General features: G+C 68.3%; 17 protein-coding genes. 11 read left to right on the top strand and 6 right to left on the bottom strand.

Going from position 1 to position 18,462, the window contains the following annotated elements:
- Positions 1 to 8: 8 nt before the first annotated feature.
- Positions 9 to 1,355, bottom strand: coding sequence for a DNA recombination protein RmuC (locus VGI12_17735; GenBank protein ID HEY2434518.1), 1,347 nt, complete (start codon positions 1,353 to 1,355; stop codon positions 9 to 11).
- Positions 1,356 to 1,501: 146 nt separating this feature from the next.
- On the opposite strand from VGI12_17735, the gene moeB reads away from it, so the two are divergent.
- From moeB to VGI12_17680, 11 genes are all read left to right on the top strand, one after another.
- Positions 1,502 to 2,695, top strand: a complete 1,194-nt coding sequence (moeB, locus tag VGI12_17730; GenBank protein ID HEY2434517.1) for a molybdopterin-synthase adenylyltransferase MoeB — start codon at positions 1,502 to 1,504, stop codon at positions 2,693 to 2,695.
- Positions 2,696 to 2,743: 48 nt separating this feature from the next.
- Complete coding sequence (locus VGI12_17725; GenBank protein ID HEY2434516.1) at positions 2,744 to 3,070, top strand: iron-sulfur cluster assembly accessory protein; 327 nt, start codon at positions 2,744 to 2,746, stop codon at positions 3,068 to 3,070.
- 75 nt (positions 3,071 to 3,145) lie between these two features.
- Positions 3,146 to 4,591, top strand: coding sequence for a Fe-S cluster assembly protein SufB (sufB, locus tag VGI12_17720; protein HEY2434515.1), 1,446 nt, complete (start codon positions 3,146 to 3,148; stop codon positions 4,589 to 4,591).
- A gap of 47 nt (positions 4,592 to 4,638) precedes the next feature.
- A complete protein-coding gene (gene sufC / locus VGI12_17715; GenBank protein ID HEY2434514.1) occupies positions 4,639 to 5,382 on the top strand; it encodes a Fe-S cluster assembly ATPase SufC in 744 nt (247 codons plus the stop codon).
- Positions 5,383 to 5,453: 71 nt separating this feature from the next.
- Entirely contained in the window at positions 5,454 to 6,803 is a 1,350-nt protein-coding gene (gene sufD / locus VGI12_17710; protein ID HEY2434513.1) for a Fe-S cluster assembly protein SufD, read from the top strand.
- A gap of 73 nt (positions 6,804 to 6,876) precedes the next feature.
- Positions 6,877 to 8,085, top strand: a complete 1,209-nt coding sequence (locus VGI12_17705) for a cysteine desulfurase (protein ID HEY2434512.1) — start codon at positions 6,877 to 6,879, stop codon at positions 8,083 to 8,085.
- Complete coding sequence (locus VGI12_17700; GenBank protein HEY2434511.1) at positions 8,085 to 8,528, top strand: SUF system NifU family Fe-S cluster assembly protein; 444 nt, start codon at positions 8,085 to 8,087, stop codon at positions 8,526 to 8,528. Before VGI12_17705 ends, VGI12_17700 begins: the two co-directional genes overlap by 1 nt.
- On the top strand, positions 8,525 to 8,920 hold the full coding sequence (locus VGI12_17695) for an iron-sulfur cluster assembly protein (GenBank protein HEY2434510.1): 396 nt from the start codon (positions 8,525 to 8,527) through the stop codon (positions 8,918 to 8,920). The genes VGI12_17700 and VGI12_17695 overlap by 4 nt, the downstream gene beginning before the upstream one ends.
- A gap of 40 nt (positions 8,921 to 8,960) precedes the next feature.
- The gene (locus tag VGI12_17690; GenBank protein HEY2434509.1) at positions 8,961 to 9,416 is read left to right on the top strand and encodes an Rrf2 family transcriptional regulator; all 456 of its coding nucleotides are present in this window, start codon (positions 8,961 to 8,963) and stop codon (positions 9,414 to 9,416) included.
- 40 nt (positions 9,417 to 9,456) lie between these two features.
- Positions 9,457 to 10,647, top strand: coding sequence for a cysteine desulfurase family protein (locus tag VGI12_17685; GenBank protein HEY2434508.1), 1,191 nt, complete (start codon positions 9,457 to 9,459; stop codon positions 10,645 to 10,647).
- Between the two features lie 103 nt (positions 10,648 to 10,750).
- On the top strand, positions 10,751 to 11,578 hold the full coding sequence (locus VGI12_17680; GenBank protein ID HEY2434507.1) for an MqnA/MqnD/SBP family protein: 828 nt from the start codon (positions 10,751 to 10,753) through the stop codon (positions 11,576 to 11,578).
- 25 nt (positions 11,579 to 11,603) lie between these two features.
- Here VGI12_17680 and VGI12_17675 read toward each other — a convergent pair whose 3' ends face one another.
- Genes VGI12_17675 through VGI12_17655 form a run of 5 tightly spaced genes read right to left on the bottom strand, consistent with a single transcriptional unit; the run spans position 11,604 to position 18,436 of the window.
- Positions 11,604 to 13,427 carry a glycoside hydrolase family 15 protein gene (locus tag VGI12_17675; GenBank protein ID HEY2434506.1) on the bottom strand — a complete coding sequence of 608 codons (1,824 nt, stop codon included), beginning with the start codon at positions 13,425 to 13,427 and terminating at the stop codon, positions 11,604 to 11,606.
- A 57-nt stretch (positions 13,428 to 13,484) separates the two neighbouring features.
- On the bottom strand, positions 13,485 to 14,420 hold the full coding sequence (locus VGI12_17670; protein HEY2434505.1) for a helical backbone metal receptor: 936 nt from the start codon (positions 14,418 to 14,420) through the stop codon (positions 13,485 to 13,487).
- Positions 14,393 to 15,397 carry an iron ABC transporter permease gene (locus VGI12_17665; protein HEY2434504.1) on the bottom strand — a complete coding sequence of 335 codons (1,005 nt, stop codon included), beginning with the start codon at positions 15,395 to 15,397 and terminating at the stop codon, positions 14,393 to 14,395. The genes VGI12_17670 and VGI12_17665 overlap by 28 nt, the downstream gene beginning before the upstream one ends.
- A 28-nt stretch (positions 15,398 to 15,425) precedes the next feature.
- On the bottom strand, positions 15,426 to 16,214 hold the full coding sequence (locus VGI12_17660) for an ABC transporter ATP-binding protein (protein ID HEY2434503.1): 789 nt from the start codon (positions 16,212 to 16,214) through the stop codon (positions 15,426 to 15,428).
- Positions 16,215 to 16,255: 41 nt separating this feature from the next.
- Entirely contained in the window at positions 16,256 to 18,436 is a 2,181-nt protein-coding gene (locus VGI12_17655) for a TonB-dependent receptor (GenBank protein ID HEY2434502.1), read from the bottom strand.
- Positions 18,437 to 18,462 lie beyond the last annotated feature (26 nt).

The following is an 18,462-nucleotide window of genomic DNA, read 5'->3' as shown; positions in this document are numbered from 1 at the left end:
CGGCCGCGCTAGCCGTGGCCGTCGTCGAAGAGACCGGCCAGCTGCGGGGCGCCGAGTGGACGAGGCGTCTCGTCGATCACTTCGAGGTCGGGCAGGTCCTCGCCGGCACTGACGCCCTTGTCCTTGAGACGCCGCGCCGTGACCAGCACGCGGGTCTCGAGCGTGCCCACCGCGCCGTTGTAGGCCCCCACCGCCTTGGCCAGGCTCCGCCCGACGTTCTCCCAGTGCTCGGCGAGCTTCGCGATCCGCTCGTAGAGCTGCCGGCCCAGCTCGCTGATTTCCATCGCGTTGCGGGCGATGGTCTCCTGCTGCCAGCCGTAGGCGATGGCGCGCAGCAGCGCGACCAGCGTCAGCGGGCTCGCCAGCATTACGCCCTTGTTCATGCTGAACTCGAGCAGCCCGGCGTCGTGCTGCAGCGCCGCGCTGAGCAGCGCCTCTCCGGGCACGAACATCACGACGATGTCGGGCGCCGGCTGGAACTGCGTCCAGTAGGCTTTGTTGCCCAGCCGCACCACGTGGTCCTTCACCTGGCGCGCGTGGTCGCGCAGCTTCTGCTCCCGCCGCGGCTCGTCGTCACACTCCAGCGCGTCGAGAAACGCCGTCAGCGCCACCTTCGCGTCGACGACGACGTTCTTGCCGCCCGGCAGCCGGACGATCACGTCCGGGGTCAGGCGGCCGTCCTCGCCGTGGACCGATTCCTTGATCTCGAAGTGCTGCCCCTCGACCATGCCCGCAGCTTCCAGCACGCGTCGCAGCTGCAGCTCGCCCCACTGGCCGCGGACATTCGGCGAGCGCAGCGCGCTGGCGAGCCGGCTCGTCTCGGTGTGGAGCGACGCCTGGGCCTGCCCCAGCGACCGGAGCTGCTCGGTGAGCGCCGCGTGAGAGGTGGCGCGGTCGCGGTCGACGTCCTGCAGCCTGGCGTCGACCTTGGCCAGCGAGTCGCGCAGCGGCGCGACGAGATCGTCGATCGCCTTCTGGCGGGTCGCGAGGTCGGTCATCGCGGTCGACTGCAGCTCGCCGAACTTCTGACGCGCCAGATCGAGGAAGCGGGTGTTGTTCTGCGCGAGGATGTCGGCGGAGAGCGCCGCGAAGGCGTCCTTCAGCGATGCGCGCGCCTGCTCGAGGACGGCCAGCTTGTCGGCAGCGTTCCGCTGCTCGGCGTCGAGCCGCGCCCGCAGTGCGGCTTCCGACTGCTGCGCGCCGGCGAGCGCGTCGCGCGCCGCGGCCAGCGCCGCCGTCTGCTCGTCGAGCGTGCGCTTCGCGTCGGCGGCGCGGCGATCCGAGCCGACGGCCCACGCCGCGGCAGCGGCCGTCGCGGCGGCGAGTGCGGCGATGAGCAGAAGCGTGAAGGACAACGTTACCGAGTGTAGGCGAACAGATCGCGAACCTCAAGGCGAGCGATCGCGTCTGACGCCGCCGCCTTTGTATCGCGCCGCGCTGACAGGGCAGGTCACGCGCAGAGACGATCGGACGAGCGCCCCGCTCCGCCTATCATTGAATCGTGCAGCTCACGCCGGTTGAACGGCAGCGCTACAGCCGCCACCTGCTGCTGCCCGAAATCGGGGAAGCGGGCCAGCGGCGACTCAAGGCGGCACGCGTGCTCTGCGTTGGCGCCGGCGGCCTGGGTTCGCCGGCCCTCCTCTATCTCGCGGCGGCCGGGGTCGGCACCATCGGGATTGCCGACGGCGACGCCGTCGACGACACCAATCTGCAGCGGCAGATCATCCACGGGGCGGCGGACGTCGGCCGGGCGAAGACGGCCTCGGCGCGCGACCGCATCGCGTCGATCAATCCTGGCGTGTGCGTGGAGACGTGCGACGAGCGTTTCTCGGTCGCCAACGCGCAGCGCTTCGTCGGCGCGTTCGACATCGTCGTCGACGGGACCGACAACTTCCCGGCGCGCTACCTGGTGAACGACGCCTGCGTGCTCTACGGCAAGCCCAACGTGTGGGGGAGCGTCCACCGCTTCGAAGGGCAGGCATCGGTGTTTGCGGCGCCCGGCGGCCCCTGCTACCGCTGCCTGCACCCTGAACCGCCGCCGTCCGGCCTCGTGCCGAGTTGCGCCGAGGCGGGCGTGCTCGGCGTACTGCCCGGGCTCGTCGGGACCATCCAGGCGACCGAGGCGATCAAGATGATCCTGGGGATCGGGGAACCGCTGGTTGGCCGCGTGCTGCTCTACGACGCGCTGCGCATGCGCCTCAGGACGATCGTGCTGCGAAAGGATCCGGATTGCCCGGTCTGCGGCACCCGTCCCTCGATCGCGTCGCTGCGCGAAGAAGAGGCATACTGCGACACGGGCCCGACCGACAGTCCCCTCGTCGGGATGACCGCCGCGCAGTTGAAGGCGCGGATCGACGGTGGCGGCGCGCCGGCGATCCTGGACGTGCGCGAAGCGTGGGAGACGGCGATCTGCCGCATCCCCGGCGCGATTCTGATTCCGCTCGGCGAGCTGGCACAGCGAAGCCGCGAGCTCGACCCCGCCGTCGAGGTCGTGGTTTATTGCCAGGCCGGCGGCCGGAGCGCGCGAGCGGTCGATCTGCTCCGTTCGCACGGATTCGCCGGCGCGGTGAACCTGGCGGGGGGCATCCGAGGCTGGCTCAGCGAAACGGACCCGTCCGGCCCACATATTGAGACCGGTTCTCAACCGCCAGAGTCGCGCCGACAGTTCTTGCGTCGAAAGGGCGGCGAACAGTAAAATAAGACTGTTCTGGTCGGCATTGTGGAGCCGGCCGTCCGAACCGCCATGCTGCAGATCAGCGACAACGCCGCGAAACTCATCAGGAAGATGACCGCGAAGAACGGCTTTACCGAAGGGGGCCTTCGGATCGGCATCAAGGCCGGTGGCTGTTCGGGTCTCAGCTACACGTTCGCGTGGGAAGCCGCGCCGCGCGACGGCGACCACGTATTCGACGGACCCGACGACTCGCACGTCTACGTCGATCCCCGGAGCTTTGTCTACCTCGACGGGACCACGCTCGACTACGACACGAGCCTGGTGAGCAAGGGCTTCATCTTCAACAACCCGAACGCGAAGTCGTCGTGCGGGTGCGGGACGTCATTCAGCATATGACGCTCGCCGCGTCGAGGCTCGCTGAGCCTGCGGCGTCGATCGGTAACTTGCGGCACTGAACGTCCAGTCAAACCCATGTCGACATCAACTGAAACGATCGAGCGTCTCGCGACCCAGGAATACAAATACGGCTTCTACTCGGAAGTCGAGAGCGAGACGATCCCCAAAGGTCTCAACGAAGACGTCGTCCGGCTCATCTCGCAGAAGAAGAACGAGCCCGACTGGCTGCTCGAGTGGCGTCTGAAGGCGTACCGCCTGTGGCTCACGATGAAAGAGCCGACCTGGCAGAACGTCAAGTACGACCCGATCAACTATCAGGACATCGCCTACTACTCGGCGCCCAAGAAGAAGCCGGTGCTCAACAGCCTCGACGAGGTCGATCCCGAGGTGAAGCGGACCTTCGACAAGCTCGGCATCCCGCTCGAGGAGCAGAAAATCTTTGCCGGCGTCGCCGTCGACGCGGTGTTCGACAGTGTCTCGGTGGCGACCACCTTCCGCGAGAAGCTCGGCAAGATGGGGATCATCTTCATGTCGTTCTCGGAGGCGGTGCAGCACCACCCCGAACTCGTGAAGAAGTATCTCGGCTCGGTCGTGCCGCACACCGACAATTTCTTCGCCGCGCTCAACTCGGCGGTGTTCAGCGACGGCTCGTTCGTCTACGTGCCCAAGGGCGTGCGCTGCCCGATGGAGCTCTCGACCTATTTCCGGATCAACGCCAAGGACACGGGGCAGTTCGAGCGCACGCTGATCATCGCCGACGCGGGCAGCTACGTCAGCTACCTCGAAGGCTGCACGGCGCCGATGCGCGATGAAAACCAGCTGCACGCCGCGGTCGTCGAGCTGGTCGCGCACGACGATGCGACGATCAAGTACTCGACGATCCAGAACTGGTATCCCGGCGACAAGGAAGGCAAGGGCGGGATCTACAACTTCGTCACCAAGCGCGGCCTCGCGCAGGGCCGGAACTCGAAGATCACCTGGACGCAGGTCGAGACCGGCTCGGCGATCACCTGGAAGTACCCCGGCTGCATCCTGCAGGGGGACGGGTCGATCGGCGAGTTCTACTCGGTGGCGACGACCAACAACTGGCAGCAGGCCGACACCGGCACCAAGATGGTGCACGTCGGGAAGAACACGCGCTCGACGATCGTCTCGAAGGGCATTTCGGCCGGCCACGGCCAGAACACCTATCGCGGACTCGTCCGCATCGGCAAGAACGCGAGCCAGGCGCGCAACTACTCGCAGTGCGACTCGCTGCTCATCGGCGACAAGTGCGGCGCCCACACGTTTCCTTATCTCGAGATCCGCAATACCACCGCCAAGGTCGAGCACGAAGCGTCGACCTCGAAGATCGGCGAGGACCAGATTTTCTACTGCCGGCAGCGCGGCATCCCGACGGAAGACGCCGTCAACATGATCGTCAGCGGCTTCTGCAAGGAAGTGTTCCGCGAGCTGCCGATGGAGTTCGCGGTCGAAGCGCAGAAGCTGTTGTCGGTGTCACTGGAAGGATCCGTCGGGTAAGACGGGTTGGCCATCGGGAATTCGGAGCTGGGAGTTCTGTAGTGAGCATGCTGGACGTCAAGAATCTGCACGTGCGCGCCGAGGGGAAAGACATCCTCAAGGGGCTCGATCTCCGGGTGAACGCCGGCGAGGTACACGCGATCATGGGGCCCAACGGCTCCGGCAAGAGCACGCTGGCCCGGGCGCTCTCGGGGCACCCCGAGTATGAGGTGACCGCCGGCGAGGTGCTGTTCGAGGGGGCCGATCTCCTCGAGATGGATCCGGACGAGCGCGCCCGCGAGGGGGTGTTCATGGCCTTCCAGTACCCGGTGGAGATCGCCGGCGTGAACAACGCCTATTTCCTCAAGGCGGCCGTCAACGCCGCGCGCAAGCATAAAGGCCAGCCCGAGCTCGACGCGATGGAGTTCATGCAGGTCGTCCAGGAGAAGTCGGCGCTGCTCGAGATCGACAAGACGATGCTGCAGCGCAACGTCAACGAGGGCTTCTCCGGCGGCGAAAAGAAGCGCAACGAGATCTTCCAGATGGCGCTGCTCGAACCGAAGCTGGCGATCCTCGACGAGACGGATTCCGGCCTCGACATCGACGCGCTGAAGCTGGTCGCCAACGGCGTCAACGCGATGCGCGGTCCCGGCCGGGCGTTCATCGTGGTCACCCACTACCAGCGGCTCCTGACCTACATCGTGCCCGACTACGTGCACGTGCTCAGCCACGGCCGGATCGTCAAGTCGGGCGGCAAGGAGCTCGCTCTCGAGCTCGAGGCCAAGGGCTACGGCTGGATTGACGCGGCGTGACGACTTCCACAGAGCGGGACACCAGCGGATTGGGCGTTGGCACCTGGGATTAGCGGGCAATTGAGACAAAGATGACGCAGTTAGCAGAAAAGGCGGCGGTGTTCGGCTCGGCGTTGGAGAAGCGTCCCCACGGGGGACCGCGCTGGCTCGACGATCTGCGCGGGCGCGGGGCGGCGCGGTTCGCGGCGATGGGCCTCCCGACGGTGCGCGACGAAGACTGGCGCTTCGCCAACGTCGCCCCGATCGGCGCGGTCGATTTCCAGCCGGCCGGACCGATCTCCGGCACCGCCGACCGCCTCCACGGCTTCGCCTACACCGACGCCGCGATCCGGCTGGTCGTCGTCAACGGCCGCTTCGACCCGACCCTGTCGCGCACCCGCGGGCTGCCCAGCGGCGTGCACGCCGGGTCGCTCGCGGCCGCCCTCAAGGACCACGCCGACGTCGTGCAGCGCTATTTCGGACAGCTCGCCGACCTGAATACACGCAGCTTTACGGCGCTCAACACGGCGTTCGTCGACGACGGCGCGTTCGTGCACGTGCCGGAGCACGTCTCGCTCGAGACGCCGATCCACATCGTGTTCGTCACCGGCGCGGAAGGGTCGCACGTGATGGCGCATCCGCGCACGCTCATCGTCGCGGCGGCCGGCGCGCAGGCGACCGTCATCGAGAGCTATATCGGCGCGCCCGGCGACACCTACTTCACCAACGCCGTCTCGGAGGTGTTCGTCGGCGAGAACGCCGGCATCGAGCACTACAAGGTGCAGCAGGAATCGACCGACGCGTTCCATATGGCGGCGCTGCACGCGCACACCTCACGGAGCGCCCGCTTTTCGTCGCACTCCTTTTCGCTCGGCGGCCGCATCGTCCGCAACGACGCCGGCGTGATCCTCGACGGCGAGGGGGGCGACTGCACGCTCAACGGGCTGTATCTCGCCGATCGAGATCGGCTGGTCGACAATCACACGACGATCGACCACGCCAAGGCGCACTGCGGCAGCCACGAGGTCTACAAGGGCATTCTGGGCGGCAGCGCGCGGGCGGTGTTCAACGGCAAGATCATCGTGCGCCAGGACGCGCAGAAGACCGACGCCAAGCAGACCAATCGCGCGCTGCTGCTCACCGACGGCGCGACCATCAACACCAAGCCGCAGCTCGAGATCTTCGCCGACGACGTGAAGTGCACGCACGGCGCCGCGATCGGCCAGCTCGACGAAGACGCGATCTTCTATCTGCGCGCGCGCGGCCTCTCCTACGACGAAGCGCGCGACATGCTGATCCATGCGTTCGCCGGGCAGGTGCTCGACGGCGTCCGCCTCGAGCCGCTGCGTGTCTCGCTCGAGACCGAGCTCTATGCGCAGCTGGCCAGGGACCTCGCGGAGGTCGACAAGGACAAAAATGACGCCGGAGATCGCCGGGTCTGACCGACCCGGTCTACACGCTCGGGCCAACGTCGCCAGTCCGGATTCGTCAGCGCCGGCTGTCCGGCCACTGGACGTGGCGAAGATCCGCGCCGATTTTCCGATTCTCGCGCAGCTGGTCCACGGCAGACCGCTCGTCTACCTCGACAACGCCGCCACCACCCAGAAGCCGCGGGCGGTGCTCGACGCGCTGACTGCGTATTACGCAGGGATCAACGCCAACGTGCATCGCGGCGTCCACGAGCTGAGCGGCCGCGCGACCGACGCCTACGAGGCGGGGCGGGAACGGGTGCGCGCCTTCTTCAACGCGAGCTCGGTCCGCGAGATTGTCTTCGTGCGCAATGCCACCGAAGGGATCAATCTCGTCGCCCACAGCTTCGTCCGGCCGGCGCTGCAGCCAGGGGACGAGGTGCTAATCTCGGCGATGGAGCACCATTCGAACATCGTGCCGTGGCAGATCGTCTGCGCGGCAGCCGGCGCGCGGCTCCGGGTGGCGCCGATCGACGATCGCGGCGAGCTGCAGCTCGACGAGTTCGAGCGGCTGCTCGGTCCGCGCACGCGGATCGCCGCCATCACCCACATGTCGAACGCCCTCGGCACGATCACGCCGGCGGCCGAGATCGTCCGGCTGGCTCATCGCCAGGGCGTGCCGGTCCTGCTCGACGCGTCGCAGGCGGCTTACCACATGCGCGTCGACGTCCAGGCGCTCGGCTGCGACTTTCTGGTCGCCACCGGCCACAAGCTCTACGGGCCGACCGGCATCGGTGTGCTCTACGGCCGCGAGAGCCGGCTCGAGGCGATGCCCCCGTTCCTCGCCGGCGGCGACATGATCGGCTCGGTGACCTTCGAGAAGAGCACCTGGAACACGCTGCCCTACAAGTTCGAAGCCGGCACGCCGCACATCGCCGGGGCGATCGGGCTGCACGCGGCGCTCGACTACCTCGACGGCGTCGGCCTCGATTCGGTTGCCGCACACGAGCGCGACCTGACCGCGTACGCGACCGGCGTGCTCGCCGCGATCGACGGTGTCCGCCTCATCGGCACCGCCCCGGACAAGTCGAGCATCCTGTCGTTCGTGATGGACGGCATCCACCCGCACGACATCGGCACCATCGTCGATCGTGAAGGGGTGGCGATCCGCACCGGCCATCACTGCGCGCAGCCGTTGATGGACCGGTTGGGCATTCCCGCGACCGCGCGCGCGTCGCTGGCGATGTACAACACGCGGGAGGAGATCGACGGCCTCGGCCGCGCGCTGCGGAAGGTGCGCGAGGTGTTCGCGTAATGTCCGACCTCACCGATCTCTACCAGGAGGTCATCCTCGACCACAACCGGAGGCCGCGGAATTTTCACGCGCTTGAAGACGCGAGCCACTCGGCGGAAGGCTACAACCCGCTCTGCGGCGATCGGCTCACCGTCTACCTGAAAATTCAGGCCGGCGTGGTGGTCGAGGTGGCGTTCGAGGGGGCGGGCTGCGCGATCTCGAAGGCGTCGGCGTCGCTGATGACCGACGCCGTGAAAGGGAAAACGGCCGCCCAGGCGCGCGAGCTGTTCGATCGTTTTCACCGCATGGTGACGACGCCGCCCGAGGTACCGGTCGAGGATCTCGGCAAGCTCTCGGTGCTCGCCGGCGTGCGCGAGTTCCCGATCCGCGTGAAGTGCGCGAGCCTGGCGTGGCATACGCTGAAGGCGGCCATGGCCAACGAAAAAGGGACGTCAACCGAATGAAGCCGCTGCCTATGATTCAGGAAGCTCCGCCGCCGGCACCCGAGGGGACTGGATCCGTCGACGGCTTGATGGCCGATCCCGCCACGACCGACGCGCTGCGTCCGGCGATCGAGGCGGCGCTGAAGAAGGTCTACGATCCCGAGATCCCGGTCGACATCTGGGAGCTGGGTCTGATCTATGACGTCTTCGTGACCGCGGCAGGCGTCGCGGCCATCAAGATGACGTTGACGGCGCCCGCCTGCCCGGCCGCGCAGATCCTGCCGGGGCAGGTCGAGCAGGCGGCCAGGTCGGTCCAGGGGATCACCGACGCGAAGGTCGAGATCGTCTGGGAGCCGGCGTGGTCGAAGGATCGCATGTCGGACGCGGCGAAGCTGCAGCTGGGGATGTGGTGATGCGGGCACAACGGGCTCAGGGTCGAGGAATGGGGCAGCGATGCTGAGATTGTCGAAGAAGGCAGACTACGCCCTGATCGCGATGAAGCACCTGGCGACGCACAGCGACGTGGCGTCGGCCAGCGCGCGCGCCATCGCCGAGGAGTACAACATCCCGCTGGAGCTGATGGCCAAGGTGCTGCAGGTGCTCGCGCGGCGCGGCCTGCTCGCCTCGCACCAGGGCACGCGCGGCGGCTACACGCTGTCGAAGCCGACGTCCGCGATCTCGGTCGCCGACATCATCCAGGCGATCGACGGTCCGCTGACGGTCACCGCGTGCTCGACCGAGGATGAGCAGTGCGAGCAGTTCCACCGGTGCAACGTGCGCGATCCGCTCTGGCGGATCAAGGACCGCATCATCACCGCGCTCGAGACCGTCTCGCTGGCCGAGATTTCGTCGGAGGTGCCGGTGCCGCCAGACGTGTCCCGGGTATCGTTCAGGGGACGAACGCTATAGAAGGACGCGAAGGATTGCGAAGGACACGAAGGATCGTACTGTGAAACCTGTCTACCTCGACTATCACGCCACGACCCCGGTCGATCCGCGCGTGCTCGAGGCGATGCTGCCGTACTTCACCGAGAAGTTCGGCAACGCCGCCAGCCGGCAGCACGCCTGGGGCTGGGAAGCCCGGGACGCAGTCGACGAGGCGCGCGCCCGCGTCGCCGCGCTGATCAACGCCGCCCCGTCCGAGATCACGTTCACCAGCGGCGCCTCCGAATCGAACAACCTGGCGCTGAAGGGGGTGGTGGCGGCCGCCCGCGCCGGTTCGGACGCCGACGCCGCTTCGACGGCGGCCCGTCACGTCGTGACGAGCGCGGTCGAGCACAAGTCGGTGCTCGACGTGTGCCGCGGCTTCGGCGAGGTCGGCTGCGACGTCACGGTCGTCGGCGTCACGGCGAGCGGCGTGATCGACCTCGAGGCGCTCGCGCGCGCGGTACGCCCGGGCACGATCCTCGTCAGTGTGATGGCGGCCAACAACGAGATCGGCACGATTCAGCCGCTGGCCGAGATCGCCGCGATCGCGCACGCCGCCGGCGCGCTGTTCCACACCGACGCGGCACAGGCCGTCGGCAAGATTCCGATCGACGTGGCCGCCGCCGACGTCGACCTGCTGTCGCTGACCGCGCACAAGTTCTATGGCCCGAAGGGCTCGGGGGCGCTGTTCATCCGCAAGCGCCGTCCGCGCCTGTCGATCCCGCCGCAGATTGCCGGCGGCGGACAGGAAAACGGGCTTCGTTCCGGCACCTTGAACGTCCCCGGCGCGGTCGGCCTCGGCCGCGCGGCCGAAATCTGCCGTCTCGAGATGGCGGAGGAGTCGCGCCGCCTGGCGGCGCTGCGCGATCGGCTGCTGGCCGGGTTGCGCGCGCACCTTGCAGGCGGCGTCCACGTGAACGGGACCCTGAGCCCTCGGCTGCCGCACAACCTGCACGTCAGCTTCGACGCCGTCGAAGGCGAGGCGCTCTTGATGGCGCTCGGCGACCTCGCGGTGTCGACAGGCTCGGCGTGCGCGTCGGGCAGCCAGGCGATCTCGCACGTGCTCGAAGCGATTGGCGCAACGTCAGACCGTGGCCGCGCTTCGATCCGCTTCGGTCTCGGCCGCGGCACGACCGAGCAGGAGATCGACATCGCGATCGATCGCGTGACGGCCGTCGTCACTGCCCTGCAGAGGAGTGCCGCGGCGCGCTGACCGCGCTCTCTGCCGCGATTCCGCGTCTTCTCCGGCGCCACGCCCCCCACAGGCCGGCGCCCCCCACGTTGTTCATGCACGCGTCTTCAGTTGGAGTAGTCAGATGCGAATCACCGTTGCCCACAGTCCCGATTCCGACGATGCGTTCATGTTCTACGGACTGGCTTCGGGCGCGGTCGACACCGGCGGCGTCGAGGTCGAGCAGGTGCTGTCCGACATCGAAACGTTGAATCGCGCCGCGTTCGAAGGCAAGTACGAGGTCACCGCCGTCTCGTTCCATGCCTACGCGCACCTCGCCGACACCTACGCGCTGCTGCCGCACGGCGCCAGCATGGGCGACAACTACGGCCCGATCGTCGTTGCGAAGGATCCGTCGGTGAACGGCGTCAAGGGGCGGAAGATCGCAATCCCCGGGACGCTCACCACCGCCTATCTCACGCTCCGGATCTACGAGCCGGACTTCGAGTACGTCATCGTCCCCTTCGATCAGATCGAAGCGTTCGTGGCCGACGGCAAGGCCGACGCCGGACTGCTGATCCACGAGGGGCAGCTGACGTACGCGGAGAACGGCCTGCGCAAGATCGTCGACCTCGGCGAATGGTGGAGCGCCCGCACGGGCGGGCTGCCGCTGCCGCTCGGCGGCAACATCATCCGCCGCGATCTGGGCCCCGACATGATCCGAAAAGTCTCGACACTGCTCCACGACAGCATCGCCTACGCGCTATCGCACCGGCAGGAAGCCGTGGAGTACGCGCAGCAGTTCGGCCGCGGCCTCGACAAGGACCGGACCGACACGTTCGTCGGCATGTACGTGAACGATCTGACGCTCGGCTACGGCGAGCGCGGGCGGCAGGGAGTCGAGCGGCTGATGCAGGAGGCCTTCGAGAAGGGCCTGATCCCGAAGCGCGTGCCGGTGGAGTTCGCCGTCTGAGCGTGGCGTTCGCGGCGCGGGCTGATCAGGCTGTCGGCTTCGCGCCGCGCGCCCTGGCCTGACGATCCTCGGCCGGCCCGCCGCGGCCGCTCCACACGTTGCGCGCCGCGTTCACCAGCGACACGTGCGAGAACGCCTGCGGGAAGTTGCCGATCAGGCGGCGTGCGCCGGTGTCGTATTCCTCGGCCAGCAGCCCGACATCGTTCGCCAGGCGCGCCACCCGCTCGAAGGTACGGCGGGCCTCGTCGAACCTCCCCTGGAGCGCGTAGGTGTCGGCGAGCCAGAACGTGCACGCCAGGAACGCGCCTTCGCCCGGCGGCAGTCCGTCGACCTGCCGGCTGTTCTCGTGGTGCGGGTAACGCAGGACCAGGCCGTCGTGCAGCAGGTCGCGCTCGATCGCGGCGACCGTCGCCTGCACCCGCCCGTCGTCGGCCGGCAGGAAACCGACGAGCGGCACCATCAGCAGACTGGCGTCCATGTCACGCGATCCGTAGTACTGCGTGAACACGCCCAGCTCGTGGTTGAACCCGTGCTCGCACACCTGGGCATGAATGCGGTCGCGGACCGCCCGCCAGCGCTCGAGCGGCGCCTGCTCGCCGAACTGTTCCGCGATCTTGATCGCCCGATCGAAGGCGACCCAGGCCATGACCTTGGAATGCGTGAAGTGGCGGCGCGGCCCGCGCACTTCCCAGATACCCTCGTCGGGCTGCTCCCAGATCTGCTCGAGGTGCTCGATCAGCATCCGTTCCAGCTCCCACGCCGCCGGGTCCGGTTCCACACCCGACTGCAGCGCCAGGTGCATCGCGTCCATGATCTCGCCGTAGACGTCGAACTGCAGCTGTCCCGACGCCGCGTTGCCGATGCGGACCGGCTTCGATCCCTCGTAGCCGGGCAGCCACGGCAGCTCGGTCTCGGTCAGCCGCCGCTCGCCCGCCGGACCGTACATGATCTGGATGTCGGCCGGATCGCCCGCCACGGTGCGGAGCAGCCAATCCCGCCAGGCGACGGCCTCCTCGGTGTAGCCGCCGACGAGCAGCGAGTAGAGCGTAAACGTCGCGTCGCGCAGCCAGCAGTAGCGATAGTCCCAGTTCCGCACGCCGCCGATCCGCTCGGGCAGCGAAGTGGTCGGCGCCGCGACGATACCGCCGGTCGGTTCGAAGGTGAGCGCCTTCAGGGTGATGAGCGAGCGCACCACGAGGTCGCGCCACTCGCCTTCATAGCGGCAGTGGCTCGACCACTCCTCCCACCACCGCGCCGTGTCGGCGACCGCCTGTTCGGGATCGGTCCAGCGCGGAGACTCGTGCGACGGGTGCCAGACGATCAGGAACGGGTGCCGCTCTCCGGCGCGCACCGTGAACGACGCCTGCGTCGTGAGATCGACCCCGCGGAGCTCGGCCGGCGACCACAGCGACAGCGCGTCGGGGCCGCCGATCGCGCGCCAGACTCCGTCGATGCGCCGCACCCACGGCACGATCGATCCGTAATCGAAGCGGACGATGAGCTCGAGCTCCATCCGCACGTCTCCCTCGATCCCTTCGACGATCCGCACGAGATTCGGCGACTGGTCTCGCGGCGGCATGCAGTCGATGAGGCGGACGGCCCCGTCGGCCGTCCGGAACTCGGTCTCGAGCACAAGCGTGTGCCCGCGATAGCGGCGTGTCGAGCTGACGACCGGATCCGCCGGACCGATGCGCCAGCGGCCGTGCGCCGGCTCGCCGAGCAGCGCCGCGAAACAGGCCGGCGAATCGAAACGCGGCATGCACAGCCAGTCGATCGAGCCGTCGCGGCCGACCAGCGCCGCCGTCTGCGTGTCACCGATGAGCGCATAGTCTTCGAGGGGGAGGGCCATAGGATCCGTCTGGCGGGGCCGCCGACGCCTCAGTATACGCAGCCGACCGGCTGCTTGTTATCGCCCGCGCTCGGCCGCCGCCGTGAACGCATCGGGATGCAACGCTTTCGCCAACTCGCGGGTGCCATCCGCCACGCGTGGGCCAGGCACGACGATGCGATCGTCGAACAGGAAGATGACGCGGCCGTTCTTCACCGCCGGCACCGACCCGAGCCCGTTCCAGGCGCGCCGCTCGGCATCGCGATCGCCGCTGGGAAACGCCTCGTTCTGGGCGCGCACTTCGATAATGGCGTCGGGATGGCGGCTGATGATCTGCTCGGTGTCCGCCTGTACCGATTCGCTCTTGACGTCGGCGAAGACGTTGTCGGCGCCAGCGGCGGTCAGCATGTCCTGCAGGAAGCCGACTCCGCCGCTGACGTAGATGCCGCGCAGCGCCAGGCGCTCGCGTCCGAACACCAGCAGCGTGCGCACGCGGGGCCGTCCCGCGACGCGCCGGTGTACCTCGTCGATCTCTGCGGTAATCCGTCCCGCCACCACGCCAGCCTCGGCGGCTGTGCCAAGTCTTTCCCCGAGTTCCCGGATGGTCGCCGTCACCGCGTCCAATCCGCCGTGCCGGTAGCCGAAGGTGTCGATGCCCGCCCGGGCGAGCTGCGCCTTGAGGTCGTTCTGGCTGCCGTAGACGATGACGAGATCGGGCCGCAGCGTCAGGATCCGCTCGAGATCAGGATCGAGCAGCGCGCCGACCTTCGGGAGCGACCGGACTTCGGGCGGATAGTCGTCGTAGCTGCTGACGGCGACCACGCGGCTGCCGGCGCCGATCGCGTAGATCATCTCGGTGACGTTCGGCACCAGGGAGACGATCCGCCTGGGCGGCGCCACCGCCAGTGCGACGGCAAGAGAGCCACAGATGCACGCGGCTGAGCACAGCGACGTGAGCCACCACGTGCGTCCGCGCCCGGCGGGGTTCATCCCTGCCGTCGGATGAGCAGCCATAGGAAAAACGGTCCTCCAATCATGGCGGTGACGATGCCGACCGGAAGTTCGATCGGCGCCAATAGGGTGCGCGCGACCAGATCGCAGGCGACCAGAAATGCCGCGCCGAAGAGCGCCGCGGCCGGCAGGACGAGCCGATGGTCAGGCCCGACCATCAACCGGACCAGGTGCGGGATGACGATGCCGACGAAGCCGATGGGACCGCCGATCGAGACGGCGGCGCCGGTCGCGAGCGACGCGCTGAAGAAGGCGACGCGCTGCGCCCGGGCCACGTCGAGGCCGCGCGATTCCGCGCCGTCGGCGCCGAGCGCCAGCAGGTTGAGGGGACGCGCCAGCCAGGCGAAACCGGCAAACGAGGCAATCATCGCCGGCAGCGCCGCCAGAATCGGCTGGTAGCTGCTGACGTCGAGATCGCCCATCAGCCAGCGCAGCGTGCGATAGGTGTCGGCGAAGCTGGCGAAGTACTGCACGAACAGGATGATCGCCGAGAAGAACGCGTTCATCGTGACGCCGGCCAGCAGCAGCACGGTGGTCGACAGTCCGCGGTGCCGCGCCTGCGCGAGGACGTAGACGATCGCGACGGCGACGAGCGAGCCTGCGAACGCCGCCACCGGCACCCCCGAGATCCCGGCGATCGCAATCGTCCAGTTGAAGGCGATCGCGATCACGGCGCCGAGCGCGGCGCCGGTCGAGACGCCGAGGGTGAACGGCGTGGCGAGCGGATTGCGCAGCAGGCCTTGAAAGACGACGCCCGCTGCGGCGAACAGCGCGCCGACGCAGGCGCCGGCCAGCGTGCGCGGCAGCCGCGCGATGAAGAAGATCTGCGCGTCGGGGTTGTCGGCAAACGGGATCGCGAAATCGAAGGCGCGCCGCAGGCTGATGCTGGTCGAGCCGACGAGCGGTGCGGCGACGATCGCGGCGACGGCGAGCGCACCGAAGCCGAGCACCGTCCGCAGGAAGCGTCGCTGCAGCGTCATCGCGCGCGCCTGGACGATCCGCGCCCTTTCATGCCTGGCCGCGGCGAATCGGAATGACGACCCGGGCGGTGACGTCGGGACGGACGATCACCGCCTCGACGCCGTAGACGGCGCGGATGTTCTCGGTGGTCAGGATGTCGTCGGTCGGCCCCGACGCCATCACCGAACCGTCGCGGATCAGCACGAGACGATCACAGAGGGCCCCGGCGAGCGCGAGGTCGTGCGTCGACACGACGATCGAGACACCGCGCCGGCGGTGCAGATCGCGCAGCAGATCGGCGATCTCGATCTGGTAGCGCAGGTCGAGCGAGGCGGTCGGCTCGTCGAGCAGGAGCACGCCGTCCCCCTCGAGCTGCGCGAGCGCCGACGCGATGATCACGCGCTGCTTCTCGCCGCCGCTGAGCGTGGCGAAGAGCCGATCCTTCAGGCGTCTGGTCCCGGTGGACTCGAGCGCCCGGTCGATCGCCGCCATATCGGCCGGCCCTTCGATTTCGAACGCGCCCAGGTGCGCGTAGCGCCCCATCATCGCCACGTCGCCGGCGGTGTAGTCGAAGGCCAGCTGCGTTTCCTGCGGCACGACCGCCATCCGGCGCGCGAGCGCGGCGCGCGAGAAGGTCGCCAGCGGCATACCGTCGAACGCCACGCCCCCGCGCTGCGGCTGTCGCGTGCCGGCCATCAGTCTCAGCAGCGTGGTCTTGCCCGAGCCGTTCGGCCCGAGGATCCCGACAATCGCGTCCTGCGGGACGTCAAGGGTGATGCCCCGCAGGACCGTCTGCGTGCGGTCGTAGCCGAACCAGGCGTCTTTCACCTCGAGCATACCGGCGCCCCGTTTCGGCCTGGCCTGCACAGCCGCGTCAATCAGAAGTGCAGCCGCAACCCGCCCCTGAACGCCCGCGGCAGCACGGGGTATCCGAGCGGCTCCATGTAATGGCTGTCGGTGAGATTGTCGATCGCGCCGGTCAGCGACACGTTGCGGGTCACGGCGAACGACGCGCGCGCCCCCCACGTCGCGTATCCCTCGTTGAAAAGCAGCGGCGGTTCGAGCGCCGAGAGATCGCTGTCGGAGCGTTGACCGACGAAGACGCCGTTGAGGCTGGCCGCGGCGCGGCCTCCCGTCCAGGCGAGTTCGACGGAGCCGGCGTGACGCGGACGCCGGAAGGCCGAACGTCCCTCGGCGAAGGCCGGGCTGCTCGAGGTGCTCTCGAGGATCTCCGAGTCGGTCAGCGTGTAGGCGGCGCCGGCGCGCAGCCCTCTGGCGAGCACCACGTCGCCGCTCAACTCGGCGCCGCGCGCGCGGGTCAGGCCGATGTTGAAATACTGCGAGGCGAACGTCACGGGATCCGGATCGCCGAGCGAGATGATGTCGCGATAGCGGTTGTCGAACCAGGTGGCGTCGACCCTTACCCGATCGCCCGCGAAACGCTGCTCGACGCCGAAATCAACGGTGCGCGCGCGCTCGGGTTCCAGGTTCGGATTGCCCATGAAGTAGGGATTCGGGCTGAACGATTGCAGCACCGTCGGCTCCTTGATGCCCGTACCGGCCGTGCCGTGGATTCGCGTCACGCCGACGGCGCCGTTGCCGGCGTGCGCGTACCAGGCGGCGGCGATGCGCGGCACGGTCGCGTCGCCGAAGCTCGCGTTGTGCTCGAACCGCACGCCGGCGGTGACGAACACCCGCGACCACAGCGCCTGATGCTGGAACGAGAGGCCGACGTTGTTGCGCGACACGGCCTGCGAGGTGCCGGCCATCGCGTCTGCGAGCGTCGCCCGCTCGCCATCCCAGTCGACGAGCGCGGTCTCGACGTGTGTGCCGGCGCGCGCCGTCGCGATCGTGCCGTCGATCTGATAGCTGGCGCGGTGGCGAGTCAGGTCGGTCCGGCTGTCATAGGTGAAGTCCGAGAACGGGAACGGCGCGGTGTGTCCCTGGTACGACGGCGTGTAGTCCGGATCGACGATCAAGTCCGTCGATGCCTGGTGCGAGACCGCCAGGCCGTAGTTGGCGCTCTGGTGCAGAGCGCCGCGCGTCTGATCGAAGCTGACCCCCCATTGCCCGTCGTGCCGCTCGAACAAGGCATCGAGGTCGGGGCGGCCGAACGCGGTCTGCCCCGGCGTGCCGGTCGTGCCGCGCTCGAGCCGGAAGACGCTGCGCAGCGTCGTTCCCGGCGCCAGGGTGGCGCCTCCGGAGGCGGAGACCGTCAGATTGTCGAACGCACTGTTCGGCACCTCGTTGTCGGTCGTCAAGCCCGCGACGGCGACCGAGTAATCGGCGCGGGGAGTTCCTCCGGAAACCGTCGCGGAGACGCGTCCTGTCGAGAAGGTACCCCCTTCGGCGCCGATCTGCACATCGGGTTTCGCCGTGGAGCCGCGCCGTGTGAAGAGCTGCACGACGCCGGTCATCGCGTCCGATCCGTAAAGTGCGGAATTGGCGCCGCGCACCATCTCGACCCGATCCAGGTTGTCGGTGGTGACGTTGCTCAGGTTGAAGGCGCCGCCAGGCTCGTTGAGCGGGATGCCGTCGAGCAGCACCTTCGTATAGTTGCTCTCGCCGCCCCGCACGAACATCGAGGTGACCGATCCCGGCGATCCCGTCGTGACCACCATCGTGCCTGGGGCGTCGCGTAGCAGATCGGCGAGCAGCGGCTGCTGCCGCCGCGCGATGTCGGCGGCGTCGAATACGGTGATCGCGGCGGCGACCTGTCCGGCTGGGGCTTCCGTCCGCGTCGCCGACACGACGATGTTGTCGGCGATCGGCGCGAGCTGCAGGGTCAGCCGCAGCGGTGCGCTGGTGTCGCAGGCGGCGGTCGCACTGGTGAAGCCAGGCAGCGAGGCTTCGACCTGACACTGCGCGGGCGCGCTGGCGACGTGAAACGTACCGTCGACCGCCGTGAGGGTGTCGGCGTACACGACGCCGGCGTCGACGACGGTCACGTGGGCGCGCGGCACAGGGCGCCCCGACGCGTCGACTACGCTGCCGGTGATGTCGGGAGAGTTGGACACGGCGACGAACAGGGAGAGAACGGAGACGAGGACTGGCAACACTGCGGGCTCCTTCCGGCGTGCTAACG

It is taken from the genome of Vicinamibacterales bacterium (assembly GCA_036496585.1).
In the GTDB taxonomy this organism is placed as follows: domain Bacteria; phylum Acidobacteriota; class Vicinamibacteria; order Vicinamibacterales; family 2-12-FULL-66-21; genus JAICSD01.
This window is presented reverse-complemented; position numbering and strand designations above follow the sequence as displayed.

What these genes read in the sequence shown, in the direction of transcription:
- VGI12_17670 (HEY2434505.1), bottom strand. Translation starts at nt 14,420, where the DNA reads ATGGCTGCTCATCCGACGGCAGGGATGAACCCCGCCGGGCGCGGACGC.
- VGI12_17660 (HEY2434503.1), bottom strand. Translation starts at nt 16,214, where the DNA reads ATGCTCGAGGTGAAAGACGCCTGGTTCGGCTACGACCGCACGCAGACG.
- sufD (HEY2434513.1), top strand. Translation starts at nt 5,454, where the DNA reads ATGACGCAGTTAGCAGAAAAGGCGGCGGTGTTCGGCTCGGCGTTGGAG.
- VGI12_17700 (HEY2434511.1), top strand. Translation starts at nt 8,085, where the DNA reads ATGTCCGACCTCACCGATCTCTACCAGGAGGTCATCCTCGACCACAAC.
- sufB (HEY2434515.1), top strand. Translation starts at nt 3,146, where the DNA reads ATGTCGACATCAACTGAAACGATCGAGCGTCTCGCGACCCAGGAATAC.
- VGI12_17680 (HEY2434507.1), top strand. Translation starts at nt 10,751, where the DNA reads ATGCGAATCACCGTTGCCCACAGTCCCGATTCCGACGATGCGTTCATG.
- sufC (HEY2434514.1), top strand. Translation starts at nt 4,639, where the DNA reads ATGCTGGACGTCAAGAATCTGCACGTGCGCGCCGAGGGGAAAGACATC.
- VGI12_17725 (HEY2434516.1), top strand. Translation starts at nt 2,744, where the DNA reads ATGCTGCAGATCAGCGACAACGCCGCGAAACTCATCAGGAAGATGACC.
- VGI12_17675 (HEY2434506.1), bottom strand. Translation starts at nt 13,427, where the DNA reads ATGGCCCTCCCCCTCGAAGACTATGCGCTCATCGGTGACACGCAGACG.
- VGI12_17695 (HEY2434510.1), top strand. Translation starts at nt 8,525, where the DNA reads ATGAAGCCGCTGCCTATGATTCAGGAAGCTCCGCCGCCGGCACCCGAG.
- VGI12_17665 (HEY2434504.1), bottom strand. Translation starts at nt 15,397, where the DNA reads ATGACGCTGCAGCGACGCTTCCTGCGGACGGTGCTCGGCTTCGGTGCG.
- VGI12_17690 (HEY2434509.1), top strand. Translation starts at nt 8,961, where the DNA reads ATGCTGAGATTGTCGAAGAAGGCAGACTACGCCCTGATCGCGATGAAG.